Raw genomic sequence first — 17,962 nt, forward strand, 5'->3', positions numbered from 1 at the left:
GGCTCCCGCAGCGCGGACCTTCGCCCCTGACCGGCCACCGGCCCGGCGCGTCAGGCTCGGGCATGGGAGGTCTCATGTCGGTCACCGAGCTCGTCGCAGCCGCCGCCTGGGCGCCGTCGTCGCACAACACCCAGCCCTGGCGCTGGTCGGTCTCGGCCGACGAGTCCCGGCTGGAGCTCTACGCCGACCGGGCCCGCGCCCTGCCGGTCAACGACCCGCGCGGCCGTGAGCTGGTGATCAGCTGCGGCGCCGCGCTCTTCGCGCTCCGGGTCGCGGCCGCCCATGCCGGCAGCGGCACGGTCGTCGCAGCGTTCCCCGACGACGACCCCGACCACCTGGCCACCGTGCACCTGACCGGCGAGCCCGGCGACGAGGCCGCGCTGTACGACGCCCTCGCGGTCCGACGCACCCACCACGGGCCGTTCGAGCGGGCGCGCATCGAGCCCGTCGTCCTGGCCGCCCTCCGTGCCGCGGCGAGCGCCGAGGGTGCCTGCCTGCACGTGATGGATGCACTCCAGCGCGACTCGGTCGCGTCCCTGGTGGGCGAGGCCGATCACGTCCTGTGGTGCGACCGTGGCTGGCGCCGGGAGCTGGCTCGATGGTTCCGCATCCGGCGCAGCGGCGACGGTCTGCCGGTCTCGATCGCGTCGTTGGTGCCGACCCGCTTCGTGGTCGCCCACCTCGACCTCGGGCACCGTCTCGGCGCGGCCGATGCCCGCCTGGTCGAGGAGGCGCCCGCCGTGGTGGTGCTCGCCACCCACGACGACGAGCCCGCCGACTGGCTGCACGCCGGGCAGGCCCTGGAGCGGGTGTTGCTGATGGCGGCCCAGGCCGGTCTGTCGGCGGCGTTCGAGAACCAGCCCTGCGAGGCGAGCCCGGCCCTGCGCGCACGGCTGGGCGCGGTCCTGCACGGCCACGTGCCGCAGATGGTGGCGCGCCTGGGACCGGCGGAGCCGACCCGGCCCACGCCGCGTCGCGGCGTGCGGGTCACCGCAGGTCGGGGTGCGCCCGTCCCGCGATGAGCGGCAGGTCGAGGTAGGTCCGGATCCCCGGCTCCGCGGCCACGACGTACGGGATGGAGTTCACGCAGTGCAGGGCGGTCGCGACCACGCCCGGGTTGCGCACCAGCCCCTCCTCGACGGTCTCGGGCTGCCAGCCCTTGATCGTGACGAACGTGTTGGGGTCGCCGCGCACCTCCACCTCGAACCGCTCACCCTCGGGTCCGAAGGACCACGCCGGCTCGAGGTGCTCCTCGCCCATCAGCCAGTTCACGGCGATGCGTACGACGCAGTCCTCGCGCACGAACGCCTCCCACACGAACCGTTGGCCGGCGACCAGGCCGGGCTCGATCACGCCGATCGGCGTCTGGATCGGGGCGGTCGCGAGCGCGACCTCCTGGGAGGTGCGGATCTCGGCGTCGGGGGAGAACCCCAGCGCGTCCAGGCACATCCGCACCGACTGGATGAAGCCCCCGGACAGCAGCCCGAGCATCGGGCCGCCCATCGCCTCCTCCGGCCGGCCCCCGAACATCATGATGTGGCGCACCACGTCGGGGGCGTTGTAGGTGCGAATGTCGGAGAACTCCTCGCCGCGGACGAACGTGACCGCGGAGGAGAGCGCCGAGAACATCAACGGGTGCAGCTCGGTGATGCCACCGGGGTTGATGCCGGTGCCGTGGAGCGTCGTACGTCCCTCGGCGCAGGCGGCGGCGAGCGGGGCACCGTCCTTCTCGGTGGGGTAGAACCAGCCCACGGGAGTGACGACGTTCTTGCCCGAGCGCAGCAGCGCGGCGACCTGGTCGCGGTCGGGGATCAACGGCGCGTAGAGCACCGCGTCGGCCTCCATCGCCAGGATCTCCTCGATGCTGCTGGTCGCGCGCACGCCGATCGGGTCGGTGCCGATGATCTCGCCGACGTCGATCCCGTGCTTGGCGGCGCTGTGCACCCAGCAGCCCACGAGCTCGAGGTCGGGGTGGAGCAGGATGCCTTCGATCGCGGCTCGGCCGACTCCGCCGGTGGCCCACTGGATGACGCGCACGGGCCACACGGTCCCAGATAGAACACGTTCTTGTCGACGGTCCGTGCAGGGGCCTAGAGCGAGGTCATCACGCCGACACGCTCGGGGGAGAACCGCGGGAAGACCTCGGCCGTGGAGGCCCCGAACCGCGTCGAGACGACCTCGGCCAGCACGCTTCGGTAGTCGGTGGTCACGGGGACGTCGGAGTCCACGTCGCCGGTGAGCGGGGCCATCGTGCCGTAGTAGCGGCCACCCTTGACCCCGGCACCGGCCAGGAACATCACGTTCCCGTAGCCGTGGTCGAGGCCGGAGCTGTCGTTCTCCGCCACCCGGCGCCCGAACTCGCTGATCGTGACCAGCGTGACCTTGTCGGCCTGGCTCCCGAGGTCGCCGAAGAACGCCGCGATCGACGTGGCCAGGTCGTGGGCGTTGTCGTGGAGCCAGCCGCGCTCGGGCCCGCCCAGGTCGGCGTGCATGTCCCAGTTGCCCTGGTCGACGGTGATCACCTCGACGCCCACGTTGCCGCGGATCACCCGGGCCACCTCGGACAGTGCGCGCCCCAGGTCCGAGCGGGGGTACGACGCGGCACCGTCCGTGGTCGAGGCCACCGGTCCGAAGTCGTCCAGCGCCCCGAACAGCGAGCGCATCGCCGTACCGAGCGTGCTCGGGTCCTGGTCCCAGAGCCGGTGCAGGGAGGAGCGACGGCCCTTCGTGGTGTCCCACTTGTCGTCCCCGGGGATCTGGACCGACTCGACGTCTGCCGCGGACATGACGGCCTGCGGACCGTAGAGCGACGTCGGCACGACTCCGCCGCCGACGTTGAAGCCCTGCAGCGGTGACGTGCCCGCATCGGTGCCGATCAACCGGTTCAGCCAGCCGGTGCGGGCCTCCGAGCCCGGGTCGGCGTCCTCGACCTCCTCCATCGCCGAGAAGTGGGAGCGGTTCGGGACCGGAAGACCGGTGCCGTGGACGGCCGCCAGCCGACCCGACTCCCACAGGGGCACCAGGGGCGCCAGCTGGGGGTGCAGGCCGAACGCGCCGTCCTTGGCGAGCAGCCGGTCGGATGGCACGGCGATGCCGGGCCGCGCGCTGTAGTAGACGGGATCGGCGTGGGGGACGACCAGGGACAGGCCGTCGGCCGCGCCGCGCAGCGAGAGGACGACGAGCACCGAGCGGGCCGGCGTCAGCGCGGCGGCGGACGTGGTGATCGCGGCCGAGCCCACGACCGTGGTCGCGCCCGCCAGCGCCACCAGCCCGGAGAACAGGCCGCGCCGGGACAGGCGTGCGTACTCGGAGCAGCACGGCGCGGATCGCAGGGAGGGGTCCATGGCGGTCACCGGGTCAGGAAGGCGGGGGAGTCGAGGAACGTGGTGAGCAGTCGCGGCATGTTCCACTTCACGAGGTCGTGGTCGCGGGTGATGCGGTCACGCGGTGCGACATCGACCGCGAGGCAGCACGCCTCGAGCAGCTGCGCGGTCGATCGGCGATGGAGGAGCACCTGCGCGAGGTGGTCGACGAGCAGGTCGAAGCGCATCGGGAAGTCGGGCACCCACCACGCCGGGTGGTGGTAGGTGATGCCCTCGGTCGGCCACCAGCCGCCGGACAGGTCGAGGTGGAGCGACATCGAGGCGAGCATGCGGGAGGGCGACGCCCACGACCGGTTGTCGACCGGCTGGCCGTCGGGGCGCGGCCAGTCGAACGGCTTGGTGCCGATGCCGTCGACCTGCCACAGCAGCGCGTTGGCCGCGTGCTCCTCGCCCGCGTCTCCCTCCGGTGGCTGGGTGAGCCGCACGTCCAGGGCGCGGTAGGACGCCACGATGTCCTCGCCCGGGTCACGGACCTTGGCGCCGACCGCGGCGGTGAACGCCGGCGAGGCGACCAGGGCGCGCAGCACCGGCGCGATGGCGGTGTCGTGGTCGAGGTAGACCTGCGCCAGCTGGTCGATCAGCGCCTGGGGCGGGTCGTCGCTGACGAACTTCACCGCGAGCTTGCGCGCGACCCGCTGGGCGGTGCCCGGGTGGTGCGCCAGGTAGGTCAGGTAGGCCCGAGTGACCGGCCGGCCGTCGGCGTCGGCGTTCGGGTGGCTGAAGCCCATCACCTGGACCGGGCCGGTGGCGTGCCACTTCTGGCGGTAGACGGGCGCGAACGTCTCCCACATGTCGACGCCCCAGCCGGTCAGGATCCGCGCCGAGTCCTTGACGTCGTCCTCGTCGTAGTTCCCGCGGCCGACCGTGTGCAGCTCGAGGAGCTCGCGACCGAGGTTCTCGTTGGGGTGGGACTTGGTGGAGTCGACGTTGTTGAGGCTCATCAGCATCGCCGGGTGGGTGATCGTGGCCTGCAGCAGGTCCTCGAACCGGCCCAGTGCGCGCTCGCGGATCTCGTCGCCGTACTGCCGTCGCCAGAAGCCGGGCGCGTCGCCGTTCACCGGGACGTTGAAGTGGTTCTCCCAGAACTCCGTCATCACCTCGAGCAGCTGGCGGCGCGAACGCATCCGACGCAGCAGCACCCAGCGCTGGTAGTCGAACATCACCTCCCAGACGCCCTCGACCTCGTCGACCTGTCGCTGCCAGAGCTCGGTCGCGCCGCGCGACAGGCTCGGCCACCACGCCCGCAGGGCGTCGGTGCCGGGGTCGGGCACGGAGGCGGGCGCGAGCTGGGCCTCGAACCACCGCGCCGCTCCGCCTGCGGCCCGGACCTGGGTCGCGAGCGCCGGCGTCACGCCATAGGAGAAGCGGCCGACCAGGTGCCGGGCGGACGCCGCGAGCAGGCGGTGGCCGCGGTAGTGGGCCGGGGCGTACGTCGTGGCCGCGCGCGCAGGACTCGCGGCGACCACGGCCCCGGCGGCGACGCCGGAGGCTGCGCCCGCGACGAGGGCGCGGCGAGTTGGAGGGGTGGTGACCCGAGACCGAGACTGGGACATGGCGCGACCAGCGTAAGCGTGAGGGGCCGCTGCCGGGAGAGTTCGGAGAATGTCGCCGCGGCGCCCGCCCCGGTAGAGTGCGGGGGCACCGAACCCGATACCCAGTGAGGACTCGACGCCCAGCTCATGGACGGCTCTCAAAGTCCCCGGCTCTCCTCCCAGGGAGAGCAACGATGACCGCGTGGCTGCTGCTGGTGGCAGCGCTGCTCCTGATCCTCGCCTGCGGCGTGTTCGTGGCCGCCGAGTTCGCCTTCGTCACCGTCGACCGCAGCCAGGTCGAACGAGCGGCGGCGGCCGGTGACGCAGGCGCCGGCGGGGTGCAGCAGGCGATCCGCAGCCTGTCCACCCAGCTCTCCGGCGCCCAGGTCGGGATCACGATCACCAACCTCGCGATCGGCTACCTGGCCGAGCCGGCGATCGCGGACCTGATCGACGGGCCCCTGCGCGCGCTCGGCACCCCGGAGGGCGCGATCACCCCCACGGCGGTCGGTGTGGGGCTCACCCTCGGCACCGTGCTGACGATGATCTTCGGCGAGCTGGTGCCCAAGAACCTCGCTCTCGCCAAGCCGATGGAGGTCGCGCGGGCCACCCAGCGGTTCCAGCGCACCTTCACCGCGCTCGCGCGCGGGCCGATCCGGGTGCTCAACGGCTCCGCGAACGCCGCCGTACGCCGCCTCGGGATCGAGCCACAGGAGGAGCTGCGCTCCGCCCGCAGCTCGACGGAGCTCGCCTCGTTGATCCAGCGTTCGGCCGACCTGGGGACGCTCGACGTCGAGACCGCCGAGCTCATGGAGCGCTCGGTGGAGTTCGGGGCCCGCACCGCCGGGGAGATCATGACCCCGCGGGTGCGCTCCAACAGCCTCGAGGCCAACGACCGCGCCAGCGCGGTGATCGAGCTGACCCGGGCGACCGGTCACTCCCGGTTCCCGGTGCTCGACGCCGACGAGAACGTCGTCGGGACCGTACACGTCAAGAACGCCGTCGCCCTGCCCGTCTACGAGCGGGCGACCACCAAGGTCAAGCACCTGATGGCCAAGCCGATCGTGGTGCCCGACTCGCTGCGCCTCGACCCGCTGCTGGCCCTGCTGCGCAAGGACGGCTTCCAGCTGGCGGTCGTCATGGACGAGTACGGCGGGTTCGCCGGCATCGTCACGCTGGAGGACGTCGTCGAGGAGATCGTCGGGGACATCTCCGACGAGCACGACCGGCTCAGCGCCAACGCCAGGCTGCAACGGGACGGATCCTGGTCGCTCTCGGGGCTGCTGCGCCCCGACGAGGTCGAGGACCTCACCGGGGTCGTGCTGCCCGACCACGAGGACTACGACACGATCGCTGGGCTGGTGCTGAGGGTGCTCGGGCGGGTGCCGGAGGTCGGCGACCTGGCCGAGGTGAGCGTGCCGGACCGGTCCGACCCGGACGAGCCGCGCGAGCAGCTCGCGGTCCTGACGGTGGACCGGATGGACGGCCTGCGGATCGACCGGCTCACCCTGCGGCTCCTCGAAGGCCCCGACGAGCAGGAGGAGGAGCGATGAGCGCCGCGACCGCGATCCCGCTCGCCGTGCTGCTGCTGCTCGGCAACGCGTTCTTCGTCGGTGCCGAGTTCGCACTCGTCTCGGCCCGGCGTACCCAGCTCGAGCCGCGAGCCGAGGCGGGCTCGCGGATGGCGCGGACGACGATCAAGGCGATGGAGAACATCTCGCTGGTGATCGGGGTCAACCAGCTCGGCATCACCGTGTGCTCCCTGGTGCTCGGCGCGGTCGGCGAGCCGGCGGTCGCGCACCTCGTCGAGCCCGTGCTGCACGCCGCGCACGTGTCCGAGTCGTTCCTGCACCCCACGTCGTTCGTGATCGCGCTGGCCGTCGTCGTCTACCTGCACGTGGTGCTGGGGGAGATGATCCCCAAGAACATCGCACTCGCCGGCCCCGACCGGGCCGCCCTCGTGCTCGGTCCGGCGATCTGGGGGATCGTGACGGTGCTGCGGCCCGTGGTGGTGGTGATCAACGCGATCGCCTCCGGCGTGCTGCGCCTCCTGGGCGCGCGGCTCACCGACGAGGTGAGCTCGACGTTCACGCGCGAGGAGGTCGCCGCGCTGGTCGAGGAGTCCCGCGGCGAGGGCCTGCTGGAGGCCGACGAGTACGACCGGCTCGCCGGTGCGTTGGGGTTCACCGAGAAGACGGTGGCCGCGGTGCTGATGCCACCGGACTCCCTCACGACCGTGCCGCGCGGGTCGACCGGCGCCGAGGTCGAGTCGCTGTGCGCCGCCACCGGGTTCAGCAGGTTCCCCGTCGAGGCCGCCGACGGCTCGCTCCTGGGCTACCTCCACATCAAGGACGTGCTCGAGCCCGACGAGGCGCGCCGCGCCCGGCCGGTCGAGGACAAGTGGATCCGTCCGTTCGCACCGGTCGACGCCGACGAGCCGCTGCACGGTGCGCTCGAGACCTTGCAGCGCCGCGGCGCGCACATGGCACGCGTGGTCGACGCGGAGGGCCGCACGCTCGGGCTCGCGACGCTCGAGGACGTCATCGAGGAACTGGTGGGCGAGATCCGCGACGCCGCGCACCTGGAGGACCACGTCTGACGCTGTTCCGGGCCCGGCGGCCAGTAGGGTGGCCCCGGCAACGCACCCGGGCAGACAGGCAAGCAGTGGCGGACGACTCGACGCGCAACCGCGTGTGGACGCTGCCCAACCTGCTCAGCCTCGTCCGGCTGGCCGGTGTGCCGGTGTTCCTGTGGCTGGTGCTCGGCCCCGAGGCGGACGGCTGGGCGCTGGCCCTGCTGATGGTCTCCGGGGTCACCGACTTCCTCGACGGCTACCTCGCCCGGCGGCTGGGCCAGACCTCGACGCTCGGGCAGATCCTCGACCCGGTGGCCGACCGCCTCTACATCCTGGCGGTGGTCGTCGGGCTGGCCCTGCGGGAGGTGATCCCCTGGTGGGCTGCCCTGTCGTTGCCGCTGCGCGACCTGCTGCTGTGGGGCCTGGTGCCGCTGCTGCGGACCCGCGGCTACAGCGCGCTGCCGGTCCACTTCCTGGGCAAGGCCGCGACGTTCAACCTCCTCTACGCCTTCCCGCTGCTGCTCCTCGGTGACGGGGACGGCACGGTCGCCACGCTGGCCAACGTCTTCGGTTGGGCGTTCGCGCTCTGGGGGATCGGGCTCTACTGGTGGGCCGGCCTGCTCTACGCCTGGCAGGTGCGCACGCTCCTGGCCACCACGGAGCGGCGTCGTGAGGGTGAGGTCGTGCCCGATGCCTGAGACCACCCCGGCTGAGCGGGTCGCCATCCCGCTGCTCACGTTGATCACCCAGCAGTCCCTCGACGAGGACTATCGCCACGTCGCCGAACGCCGGGCTCGCGAGGGCGGCGGAACGTCTCGGCGCCGCTCACTCTTCACCGCCACAGCGGTGATCGCCGTCTTCGGCCTGCTCGTCACGATCGCAGCGGTGCAGAACTCCGAGCAGGCCGGCGTCCAGACCGCCAGCCGCGCCTCGCTGATCGCCAACATCGACGAGCGTCGCAGCGACGTCGCGAAGCTCGAGGCCCGCGTCGTCGACCTGCGCGAGCTCGACGTCTCGTTGCAGGACAACCTCGACGACGTCAGCGCGTCGTCCCAGTCCGCACTCGCACGGGTCGAGCGGCTCGGGGTCGTCACGGGGTTCCGGGCGGTCACCGGCCCGGGGGTGCGCATCACCGTGGACGACGCCGACGGCGTGGCCGTGCGCGACCGCGACCTCCGGTCGCTGGTCGACGGCCTCTGGAACGCCGGCGCCGAGGCGATCGCGGTCAACGGCCAGCGCCTCACCGCCCGCTCCGCGATCCGCAACTCCGGGATCACGGTCCGCATCACCGGCAACAACCGGTCGCTGTCCCCGCCGTACGTCGTCACGGCCATCGGCAATCCCGGGACGCTGCAGGCCGACCTGATGGAGACCACGAGCGGCCTGCGGTTCCGCAACACGGCCGCGCACTTCGGCTTCCCCGTGACCATGGAGAATGAGAACCGGCTCTCCCTCCCGGCCGCCCCGCCGCGCCTGCTCCGGCTCGCCTGGGCTGCCGAGGGGACCGCGAAGCAGAACCTCGAGAAGCCTCGGAAGGAGGCAGCGCCGTGATCGCCGCACTCGGACTCCTGGTGGGCATCGTGCTGGGGGTCGTGTTCCAGCCCGACGTACCCCCGAGCCTCGAGCCCTACCTGCCGATCGCCGTGGTCGCGGCACTGGACGCCGTGTTCGGCGCGCTGCGCGCCTACCTGGACGGCATCTTCGACGACAAGGTCTTCGTGGTGTCGTTCCTCAGCAACGTGGTCATCGCCGCAGCCATCGTCTTCCTCGGCGACAAGCTCGGCGTGGGCGGCCAGCTGACCACCGGCGTCGTGGTCGTCCTCGGCATCCGGATCTTCTCCAACGCCGCCGCGATCCGCAGGCACCTGTTCCATGCCTGACCCCACCCCGGACACCACCGGCACCGGCGCCGCGGACGGCAGCACCGGCCGGGAGCGGCTGGCCCGGGCGCTCCTGCGACCCTCGCGCGGGCAGGTGATGGTGGCGGTCCTGCTCGCCGTCCTCGGCTTCGCCGCGGTCACCCAGGTGCGCTTCACCGAGGTCGACGACACCTACGGCAGCCTGCGTGAGCAGGACCTGATCAACCTCCTCAACGGCCTGGCCGGCACCAGCCAGCGCTCCGAGGCACAGATCGCCCGCCTGCAGCATGCTCGCGACGACCTGCTCTCCACCACCGGGGCCCGCGAGGCCGCCCTCGCCCAGGCGCAGCAGGAGGCCGACACCCTGTCCATCCTCGCCGGGCTCGTGCCGGTCACCGGTCCCGGCATCCGGTTGACCGTCACCGAGGAGACCGGCACCGTCGAGGTGCAGACGATGGTGGACACCTTCCAGGAGCTGCGCACCTCGGGGGCCGAGGCGATCCAGGTCAACGGTCAGGTGCGCGTGGTCGCCAACACCGCGGTCGAGGACACCGCCGGAGGGTTGCTCATCGGCGGACAGCTGGTCAGCTCGCCGTACGTCATCGACGTGATCGGCGAGCCCCACACGCTCGCCAGCTCGGGCGTCGACTTCCCCGACGGACCCCGCGATCTCTTCGAGGGCGACGGCGCCAGCGTCACCGTGGACGAGCTCGGATCGCTCGACATCGAGAGTGTCGTCAAGCCGTCCGAACCTGAGTACGCCGAACCCGATTCGGAGCAGTAACGTCAGCGCTGAGCACCCGTCACGTGCCGCCCGCGCGGTCCATCCTGGAGGAGACGCCTTGTACCCCGACGACTTGAAGTACACCACCGAGCACGAGTGGGTCCGCGAGCCCGGGGAGCACGACGGATCGGTCCGGATCGGCATCACCCACTATGCCCAGGACGCGCTCGGGGACATCGTCTACGTCTCCCTCCCGGAGCTGGGCGAGTCCGTGACCGCGGGCAGCACCTGCGGCGAGCTCGAGTCCACGAAGTCGGTCAGCGACGTCTACGCGCCGGTCTCCGGCGAGGTGGTGGCCCGCAACGACGCCCTCGACGCGACCCCCGAGCTGGTCAACAACGACCCCTACGGCGGCGGGTGGCTCTTCGAGGTCGTGCCGAGCGACCGCACCGAGCTCGACGGGCTCATGGACGCCTCGTCGTACGAGGGCTCGCTCGACGCCTGAGCGTCCTGCTGTCGCAATCGGTCTTGATCACCACGGCGGGGCTGATAGGTTCGGAGCAACCATCAACCTCAGCCCGGACTTGAGGGTTTGCCGCCCGACCGAAGGACAGACCGATGCCGTTCTGCACAGCGTGTGGCACGCAGAACCCCGATGACGCGCGCTTCTGCGCCCAGTGTGGGAACCGCCTCGTCACCGCGACTCCTGGATCACCGGCGACCCCGGCGCCCGGGGGAGCGGAGCTCTCGGAGGAGTCCACGGCCACGATCTCGATCGGCCTCGGCAGCGACAAGGTCGAGACCTCAGACCGCCAGCTCAACGCCGTCGACGCCGCGGCGGTCGACGCGCTCCCGAGTGGGCACGCACTGCTCGTCGTGCAGCGCGGTCCCGGAGCCGGCAGCCGGTTCCTTCTCGACGCCGACGTCGTGAACGCCGGGCGACACCCCGACAGCGAGATCTTCCTCGACGACGTCACGGTCTCGCGCCGGCACGCCGAGTTCCACCGCTCGGGCGACACTTTCACCGTCAGCGACGTGGGCAGCCTCAACGGCACCTACGTCAACCGCGACCGGATCGACCGGGTGCAGCTGACCGACGGTGACGAGGTCCAGATCGGCAAGTACCGCCTCGTGTTCTTCTCCGGGCACGCAGGCAGGTGAGCCGGGACGTGTCCGCGGCCACGGGCGCCTCGTCGGCCGCGCGGGCGCGGATGAACATCGGGCAGGTGCTCGACCAGCTGCGCCCGGACTTCCCGGGGATCACGATCCCCAAGATCCGCTTCCTGGAGGACAAGGGGCTGATCAAGCCGGAGCGGACGGCCGCGGGCTACCGGAAGTTCTCCCACGACGACGTCGAACGGCTGCGCTACGTCCTGCGCATGCAGCGGGACCACTACCTGCCGCTGAAGGTGATCGGGGAGCACCTCGACGCGATCGACCGCGGCCTCGAGCCGCCGCCGATCGAGCCCGTCGTACCCACGGTGCCCACCGTGGCCCTGGCTGCCGACGGCCTGCCCAGCCCTGCCTCGTTCGCCCGGCGCGACCAGGTCCGGCTCTCCCGGCGAGAGCTGGTCAAGATCGCCGGCATCACCGAGGACCTGCTCGACCAGCTCGAGCAGTTCGGGCTGATCACCCCCCGCGCGGGCACCGGTCACTACGACACCGATGCGCTGGTGATCGCCCAGACCGCGCGCGAGCTCGCGGACTACGGCTTCGAGCCGCGGCACCTGCGTGCCTACAAGACCGCCGCCGACCGCGAGGTCGGACTGGTCGAGCAGGTGGTCGCCCCGCAGAAGCGCGGCCGCGACGCCGCCGCCAAGGCGCGCGCGGAGGAGACCGTCAGCGAGATCGCCGCGCTCTCGGTGCGACTGCACGCGACCTTGGTGAAGGCCGGCCTCCGCTCCACCTGAGCCTGACGCGGGTCCTGGCGCCGGGGGTTACTGTGGTGGCGTGCGCGAAGTCGATGTCATGGGAGTCAGGGTGGAGATGCCCTCGAACCAGCCGATCGTGCTGCTGCGCGAGGTCTCGGGCGAGCGCTACCTCCCGATCTGGATCGGGGCCGCGGAGGCGACGGCGATCGCCTTCGCCCAGCAGGGCGTGGTCCCGCCGCGGCCGCTGACCCACGACCTGATGAAGGACGTGCTGGAGGCGACCGGCAACGAGCTCACCGAGGTGCAGATCACCGACGTCAAGGACGGTGTGTTCTTCGCCAACCTCGTCTTCGGATCGGGCGCCCAGGTGAGTGCGCGACCCTCGGACTCGATCGCGCTGGCGCTGCGCACCGGCAGCCGCATCGTGTGCGCCGAGGAGGTCCTCGACGAGGCCGGCCTCGCCGTACCCGCCGAGCAGGAGGACGAGGTCGAGAAGTTCCGCGAGTTCCTCGACCAGGTCACCCCCGAAGACTTCGACGCCCCCACCGAACCCTGAGCGCACCGACGGCACGCACCTGGCCGCGTTGTCGTCGCTCGACGCCCGCTTCGATCCAGGCCGCCTTCGCCCCCTGGGCATGGCTGCGTCGGGGCCGACTGCACACGCCTGAAGTTGGCGTCGTTTGGTCCCCAACGACAGAGATTCGAGCCGAAGTTCTGCCGTTGGGGACCAAACGACGACCATTCTGCCGGCTGTCGATCCCTAACTCTCAGGTAGAGGGTGAGGGTTTGCGACACGCCGCGGGCGTCTTTGACGGCGGTCCGGTGGGGGCCTACCTTGAACTATCGCCGTTGTAACTACTTCCCCGGTGTTACGCGCAACGGATAGCCGTCCCGGAGGACCGCGTGAACGAGAACGAGAAGCAGCAGGAAGTCGAGGTCGCCCGCGCCGCGGAGCAGGCCGAGGAGCAGGGTCTGCTCTTCACCGACGACGTGTCCCCGCTGCCCAGTGACACCGGCTACCGCGGGCCGACCGCGTGCAACGCCGCCGGCATCACCTACCGGCAGCTCGACTACTGGGCTCGCACCGGCCTCATCGAGCCCACCGTGCGCGGCGCCAAGGGCTCCGGGTCGCAGCGGCTCTACTCCTTCCAGGACATCCTGCTGCTCAAGGTCGTCAAGCGGCTGCTCGACGCCGGGATCTCGCTGCAGCAGATCCGTACGGCGGTGCAGCACCTGCGCCAGCGCGGCACCGACGACCTGACCCGCGTCACGTTGATGAGCGACGGCGTCTCGGTCTACGAGTGCACGAGCAACGACGAGATCATCGACCTGCTCCAGGGCGGACAGGGCGTCTTCGGCATCGCGATCGGCGGTGTCTGGCAGGAGATCGAGGGCACCCTCGCCGAGCTGCCCAGCGAGCGCACCGCCGAGCCCGAGGCGGTCCCGACCGCCGGCGACGAGCTCGCCGCGCGCCGCGCCGCACGCAAGACCGGCTGACACCACCGCTTCCACGTCGACCCGCCCGAAAGCGGGCGAGCTTGCGAGCCCGCCATCAGACTTTTCGGGCGGGTCAACGTGCTTTCGGGGTCGCCAAGGTAGATTGGTCGTGCTGACACTCCTGCACGGGAGAGTCCCCGGCCGGTGGTTTGCGGACGGGGCGCCGAAGGGGCAATTCCTCCCCGGAACCTCTCAGGCCTCAGGACCGTGCGGGTCAGGCACTCTGGAGCGCCACCCGGCGGTGTGACAGAGGGGGAGGCACCCGAACGTCCTTCGAGGAGCCCCTCATGTCAGACCACCGCCCGCTCACCGAGCTCGACGACGCGCTGCCGTTCGTGGACCGCCACATCGGGCTGCGTCCCGAGGACGTCGAGGCCATGCTGGGCCGGCTCGGGTTCGACTCGCTGGACGCGCTGATGACCGCGGCCGTGCCCGGCGGCATCCGCTCCGCCGAGGACCTCGACCTCCCCAAGCCGCTGACCGAGGCCGCGGTGGCGCGCGAGCTGCGCACGATCGCCCAGGCGAATCGGCCGGGGGAGACCATGATCGGCCTGGGCTACCACGCCACGATCACGCCGCCGGTGGTCCGCCGCAACGTGCTCGAGGACCCCAGCTGGTACACCGCCTACACGCCGTACCAGCCGGAGATCTCCCAGGGCCGGCTCGAGGCGTTGCTGAACTTCCAGACGGTCGTCGGCGACCTGACAGGGCTGCCGACAGCCAACGCCTCGCTGCTCGACGAGGGCACGGCGGCGGCGGAGGCGATGACGCTCGTACGCCGCGCCAAGCGGTCCGCGGAGGGCCCGTTCGTCGTCGACGCCGACGCGCTCCCGCAGACCATCGAGGTGGTCCGCACCCGCGCCCACGGTCTCGGCATCGAGATCGTGGTCGCCGACCTGACCGACGGACTGCCCGACGGCCCGCTGTGCGGTGTGCTGGTGCAATACCCCGGCGCCTCGGGCCGGGTGCTCGACCCGCGGACCGTGATCACGCAAGCCCACGAGCGCGACGCGCTGGCCGTGGTCGCCGCCGACCTGCTCGCGCTGACCGTCCTGGAGGCGCCCGGCACGCTCGGGGCCGACGTGGTGGTCGGCTCCAGCCAGCGGTTCGGCGTACCGCTGTTCTACGGCGGCCCGCACGCGGGCTTCATGGCGGTCTCCGCCGGGCTGGAGCGACACCTGCCCGGCCGTCTGGTCGGCGTCTCCGTGGACGCCGAGGGCCGCCCCGCGTACCGGCTCGCCCTGCAGACCCGCGAGCAGCACATCCGCCGCGACAAGGCGACCTCCAACATCTGCACCGCTCAGGTGCTGCTGGCGGTGGCGGCCGCGATGTACGCCGTCTACCACGGCCCCGAGGGCCTGCGCGCGATCGCGACCCGCACCCACCGCTACGCCGCGGTGCTGGCCGCGGCGCTGGGACAGGGCGGGTACGCCGTCGCGCACGAGAGCTACTTCGACACGCTGACGGTGCCGGTGCCCGGACGGGCGGCCGACGTCGTCACCGCCGCGCGCGCCCTCGGGCTGCACCTGCGTCTCGTCGACGCCGACCACGTGGGGATCAGCACCTCGGAGTGCACCACGCGCTCCACCCTGTCCAGCGTCCTCAAGGCGTTCGGGGTCGCGGGCGTGGACCTGGACGCGGTCGACGCCGCCACGGCCGACGCGCTGCCGGAGTCACTTCGACGCAGCACGGCGTACCTCACCCACGAGGTGTTCTCCAGCCACCACAGCGAGACCGCGATGCTGCGCTACCTGCGGCGGCTCTCGGCGCGCGACTACGCGCTCGACCGGGGGATGATCCCGCTGGGCTCGTGCACGATGAAGCTCAACGCGACGACCGAGATGGAGCCGATCTCGCTGCCGGGCTTCGCCGATCTGCACCCGTTCGCGCCGGCCGAGGACGCCCAGGGATACCGGCAGCTCGTCACCGAGCTCGAGACCTGGCTGGCCGAGGTCACGGGCTATGACTCCGTCTCGATCCAGCCCAACGCCGGGTCGCAGGGTGAGTTCGCGGGCCTCCTCGCGATCCGTGCCTACCACCGGGCCAACGGTGGAGAGCAGCGCGACGTGTGCCTGATCCCGTCGTCGGCCCACGGCACCAACGCCGCCTCGGCAGTGATGGCCGGCATGCGCGTGGTGGTCGTGAAGTCCGGCGCCGGTGGCGAGGTCGACCTCGACGACCTGCGTGCCCAGTGCGAGGCGCACGCCGACGACCTGGCCGCGATCATGGTGACCTACCCGTCGACCCACGGCGCCTACGAGAACACCATCACCGAGCTCGGCGAGATCGTGCACGCGCACGGCGGCCAGGTCTACGTCGACGGTGCCAACCTCAACGCGCTGCTGGGCTACGCCAAGCCGGGTCAGTTCGGCGGTGACGTCTCCCACCTCAACCTGCACAAGACGTTCTGCATCCCGCACGGCGGCGGTGGCCCCGGTGTCGGTCCGGTCGCGGTGCGCGCGCACCTCGCGCCGTACCTGCCCTCCCACGGCATGCACCCCGAGGAGTCGAAGCGGTCGGGCATCGGCCCGGTGAGCGCGGCGCCGTACGGGTCCGCGGGCATCCTGCCGATCTCCTGGGCCTACATCCGGCTGATGGGCGCGGCGGGCCTGACCCGTGCGACCGCGGCGGCGGTGCTGTCGGCCAACTACGTCGCGGCGCGGCTGGGCGAGCACTACCCGGTGCTCTACCGCGGCCACGGCGGGCTGGTCGCGCACGAGTGCATCCTCGACCTGCGCGGCCTGACCAAGGACTCCGGAGTCACCGTCGACGACGTCGCCAAGCGGCTGGTGGACTACGGGTTCCACGCACCGACCATGTCGTTCCCGGTCGCCGGCACGCTCATGGTCGAGCCGACCGAGTCCGAGGACCTCGCCGAGATCGACCGGTTCATCGACGCGATGATCGCGATCCGTGGCGAGATCGATCGGGTCGCCGCGGGGGAGTGGACGCCCGAGGACTCGCCGCTGCGCGGCGCGCCGCACACCGCTCGCGCGCTGGTCGGCGAGTGGGACCGGCCCTACTCGCGTGAGCTCGGGGTGTTCCCGACCGGTATCGACCCTGACAAGTACTGGCCGCCGGTGGCGCGGATCGACCAGGCCTACGGCGACCGGCACCTGGTGTGCTCGTGCCCGCCCCTGGAAGCATTCGCGGAGTGAGCAACACCCCACCGACCGTCACGGACACCACCGCGCGCCGTCTGCTCGCTCGCCTGGCCACGGCCCAGGCGTCCGGGCGGCTGCCGTCGGTGGTCGCCGGGGTGGTGCGCGACGGTGCGCCGGCGTGGTTCGGGTCGTACGGCGGACCTGCGGTGGCGGGTCACGACCCGCTCGACGTGCAGTACCGCATCGGTTCGATCACCAAGACGATGACCGCGGTCCTGGTGCTGCAGCAGGTGCGCGACGGGCGGGTGGCGCTGGACGATCCCGCGTCGGCCGTGCTGGGCGACCTGGCCGGGCACCCGTACGCCGATCGCACGCTGCGGACGCTGCTCGCCCACGACGCCGGGCTCCAGTCCGAGCCGGCCGGGTCGTGGTGGGAGCGGACCCCGGGAGGGTCGTTCGCGGACCTGATGGCCGCCAACGACGGCACGGGTGCCGCGTTCGGCGCGCACGAGCGGTTCCACTACTCCAACCTGGGCTACGCGATCCTCGGCGAGGTGGCCGCCCGGCTGGTCGGCTCGACGTGGTGGGACGCGGTCCAGGACCGCGTGCTGGTGCCGCTGGGCATGACGCGCACGTCGTACCTGGCGACCGGTGCGTCCGCGCAGGGCCACTCCGTGCACCCCTACGAGGGAACGCTGGTCGACGAACCCGCCACCGACAACGGCGCGATGGCGCCCGCCGGACAAGCGTGGGCGACGATCACCGACCTGGCGACGTACGCCGCGTTCCTGGGCACCGGGCACCCCGAGGTGCTCTCTGCCGACGACCTCGCGCGGGCGTTCGCGCCCCAGTCCGGCAGCCCCGAGGACGGGTTGCGGTCCGCGCACGGCCTGGGGTTCCAGCTGTTCGCCGGCGGTTCCGGCACGCTGGCCGGGCACACCGGCTCGATGCCCGGGTTCCTCGCGACGGTCCTCGTGGACCGACGTCGGCGTACCGGTGGCGTCGTGCTGGCCAACGCGACGACGGGCTTCTCGCCGGCCGAGACCGTGATCGGGTTGCTCGAGGACCTGGAGCGCTGCGAGCCGACGCTGCCGGCGCCCTGGCGCCCGCCGTCCGCCCTGCCGCCCGTGCTCGCGGGCGTGCCCGGCGTGTGGCACTGGGGCAACACGCCGGTCGTCTTCGTGTGGGAGGGCGATGAGCTGGTCGCCCGCCGCAACGGGGTGGAGGCCTACCGCTTCGCGGTGCGCGACGGCCGGGTCGTGGGCACCTCCGGCTACCACGCCGGTGAGACCCTGCACGTCGTACGCCGTCCAAACGGCACGGTCGGCCACCTCGAGGTCGCGACCTTCGTCTACACGAAGGAGCCGTACGACCCGGAGGCCCCCATCCCTGGGGGTCTGCCGCGCAGCTGAGGAGC

General features: G+C 71.9%; 17 protein-coding genes and 1 riboswitch. Of the genes, 14 read left to right on the forward strand and 3 right to left on the reverse strand.

Annotated features, from left to right (window positions below):
• Positions 1 to 62: 62 nt before the first annotated feature.
• Entirely contained in the window at positions 63 to 1,022 is a 960-nt protein-coding gene (locus AC3ANS_RS10090; RefSeq protein ID WP_488296029.1) for an Acg family FMN-binding oxidoreductase, read from the forward strand.
• Here AC3ANS_RS10090 and AC3ANS_RS10095 read toward each other — a convergent pair.
• The 3 genes from AC3ANS_RS10095 to AC3ANS_RS10105 are packed head-to-tail and all read right to left on the reverse strand — an operon-like array spanning position 988 to position 4,936.
• Positions 988 to 2,037, reverse strand: a complete 1,050-nt coding sequence (locus tag AC3ANS_RS10095; RefSeq protein WP_488296030.1) for an NAD(P)H-dependent amine dehydrogenase family protein — start codon at positions 2,035 to 2,037, stop codon at positions 988 to 990. The two genes, AC3ANS_RS10090 and AC3ANS_RS10095, sit on opposite strands and share 35 nt — an antisense overlap.
• A gap of 53 nt (positions 2,038 to 2,090) precedes the next feature.
• Complete coding sequence (locus AC3ANS_RS10100) at positions 2,091 to 3,344, reverse strand: DUF1501 domain-containing protein (RefSeq protein WP_488296031.1); 1,254 nt, start codon at positions 3,342 to 3,344, stop codon at positions 2,091 to 2,093.
• A 5-nt stretch (positions 3,345 to 3,349) separates the two neighbouring features.
• Positions 3,350 to 4,936, reverse strand: a complete 1,587-nt coding sequence (locus AC3ANS_RS10105; protein ID WP_488296032.1) for a DUF1800 domain-containing protein — start codon at positions 4,934 to 4,936, stop codon at positions 3,350 to 3,352.
• A gap of 173 nt (positions 4,937 to 5,109) precedes the next feature.
• Between AC3ANS_RS10105 and AC3ANS_RS10110 the strand changes: the two genes are divergently transcribed.
• The 13 genes from AC3ANS_RS10110 (at position 5,110) to AC3ANS_RS10170 (ending at position 17,957) form a co-directional block, all read left to right on the forward strand.
• Positions 5,110 to 6,468, forward strand: a complete 1,359-nt coding sequence (locus tag AC3ANS_RS10110; protein WP_488296033.1) for a hemolysin family protein — start codon at positions 5,110 to 5,112, stop codon at positions 6,466 to 6,468.
• The gene (locus tag AC3ANS_RS10115; RefSeq protein WP_488296034.1) at positions 6,465 to 7,514 is read left to right on the forward strand and encodes a hemolysin family protein; all 1,050 of its coding nucleotides are present in this window, start codon (positions 6,465 to 6,467) and stop codon (positions 7,512 to 7,514) included. The genes AC3ANS_RS10110 and AC3ANS_RS10115 overlap by 4 nt, the downstream gene beginning before the upstream one ends.
• 65 nt (positions 7,515 to 7,579) lie before the next feature.
• Entirely contained in the window at positions 7,580 to 8,188 is a 609-nt protein-coding gene (clsA, locus tag AC3ANS_RS10120) for a cardiolipin synthase ClsA (protein ID WP_488296035.1), read from the forward strand.
• Positions 8,181 to 9,041: a DUF881 domain-containing protein gene (locus tag AC3ANS_RS10125; protein WP_488296036.1), complete on the forward strand. Its 861-nt coding sequence runs from the start codon at positions 8,181 to 8,183 to the stop codon at positions 9,039 to 9,041. The genes clsA and AC3ANS_RS10125 overlap by 8 nt, the downstream gene beginning before the upstream one ends.
• Positions 9,038 to 9,370 (forward strand): small basic family protein, encoded by a 333-nt coding sequence (locus AC3ANS_RS10130; RefSeq protein WP_488296037.1) that lies wholly within the window; start codon positions 9,038 to 9,040, stop codon positions 9,368 to 9,370. The genes AC3ANS_RS10125 and AC3ANS_RS10130 overlap by 4 nt, the downstream gene beginning before the upstream one ends.
• The gene (locus tag AC3ANS_RS10135; protein ID WP_488296038.1) at positions 9,363 to 10,133 is read left to right on the forward strand and encodes a DUF881 domain-containing protein; all 771 of its coding nucleotides are present in this window, start codon (positions 9,363 to 9,365) and stop codon (positions 10,131 to 10,133) included. Before AC3ANS_RS10130 ends, AC3ANS_RS10135 begins: the two co-directional genes overlap by 8 nt.
• A 58-nt stretch (positions 10,134 to 10,191) precedes the next feature.
• Entirely contained in the window at positions 10,192 to 10,578 is a 387-nt protein-coding gene (gcvH, locus tag AC3ANS_RS10140) for a glycine cleavage system protein GcvH (RefSeq protein ID WP_488296039.1), read from the forward strand.
• Positions 10,579 to 10,691: 113 nt separating this feature from the next.
• Positions 10,692 to 11,234: a zinc-ribbon and FHA domain-containing protein gene (locus AC3ANS_RS10145; protein WP_488296040.1), complete on the forward strand. Its 543-nt coding sequence runs from the start codon at positions 10,692 to 10,694 to the stop codon at positions 11,232 to 11,234.
• 50 nt (positions 11,235 to 11,284) lie between these two features.
• A complete protein-coding gene (ftsR, locus tag AC3ANS_RS10150; RefSeq protein ID WP_488296468.1) occupies positions 11,285 to 11,983 on the forward strand; it encodes a transcriptional regulator FtsR in 699 nt (232 codons plus the stop codon).
• 40 nt (positions 11,984 to 12,023) lie between these two features.
• Positions 12,024 to 12,500, forward strand: coding sequence for a bifunctional nuclease family protein (locus AC3ANS_RS10155; protein ID WP_488296041.1), 477 nt, complete (start codon positions 12,024 to 12,026; stop codon positions 12,498 to 12,500).
• Between the two features lie 347 nt (positions 12,501 to 12,847).
• Positions 12,848 to 13,441 carry a MerR family transcriptional regulator gene (locus AC3ANS_RS10160; protein WP_488296042.1) on the forward strand — a complete coding sequence of 198 codons (594 nt, stop codon included), beginning with the start codon at positions 12,848 to 12,850 and terminating at the stop codon, positions 13,439 to 13,441.
• Positions 13,442 to 13,557: 116 nt separating this feature from the next.
• A riboswitch (glycine riboswitch) is annotated at positions 13,558 to 13,659 on the forward strand.
• Positions 13,660 to 13,728: 69 nt separating this feature from the next.
• Positions 13,729 to 16,599 carry an aminomethyl-transferring glycine dehydrogenase gene (gene gcvP, locus AC3ANS_RS10165; protein WP_488296043.1) on the forward strand — a complete coding sequence of 957 codons (2,871 nt, stop codon included), beginning with the start codon at positions 13,729 to 13,731 and terminating at the stop codon, positions 16,597 to 16,599.
• A complete protein-coding gene (locus AC3ANS_RS10170; RefSeq protein WP_488296044.1) occupies positions 16,596 to 17,957 on the forward strand; it encodes a serine hydrolase domain-containing protein in 1,362 nt (453 codons plus the stop codon). Before gcvP ends, AC3ANS_RS10170 begins: the two co-directional genes overlap by 4 nt.
• Positions 17,958 to 17,962: the final 5 nt, after the last annotated feature.

It is taken from the genome of Nocardia sp. 149-1B (assembly GCF_057747975.1).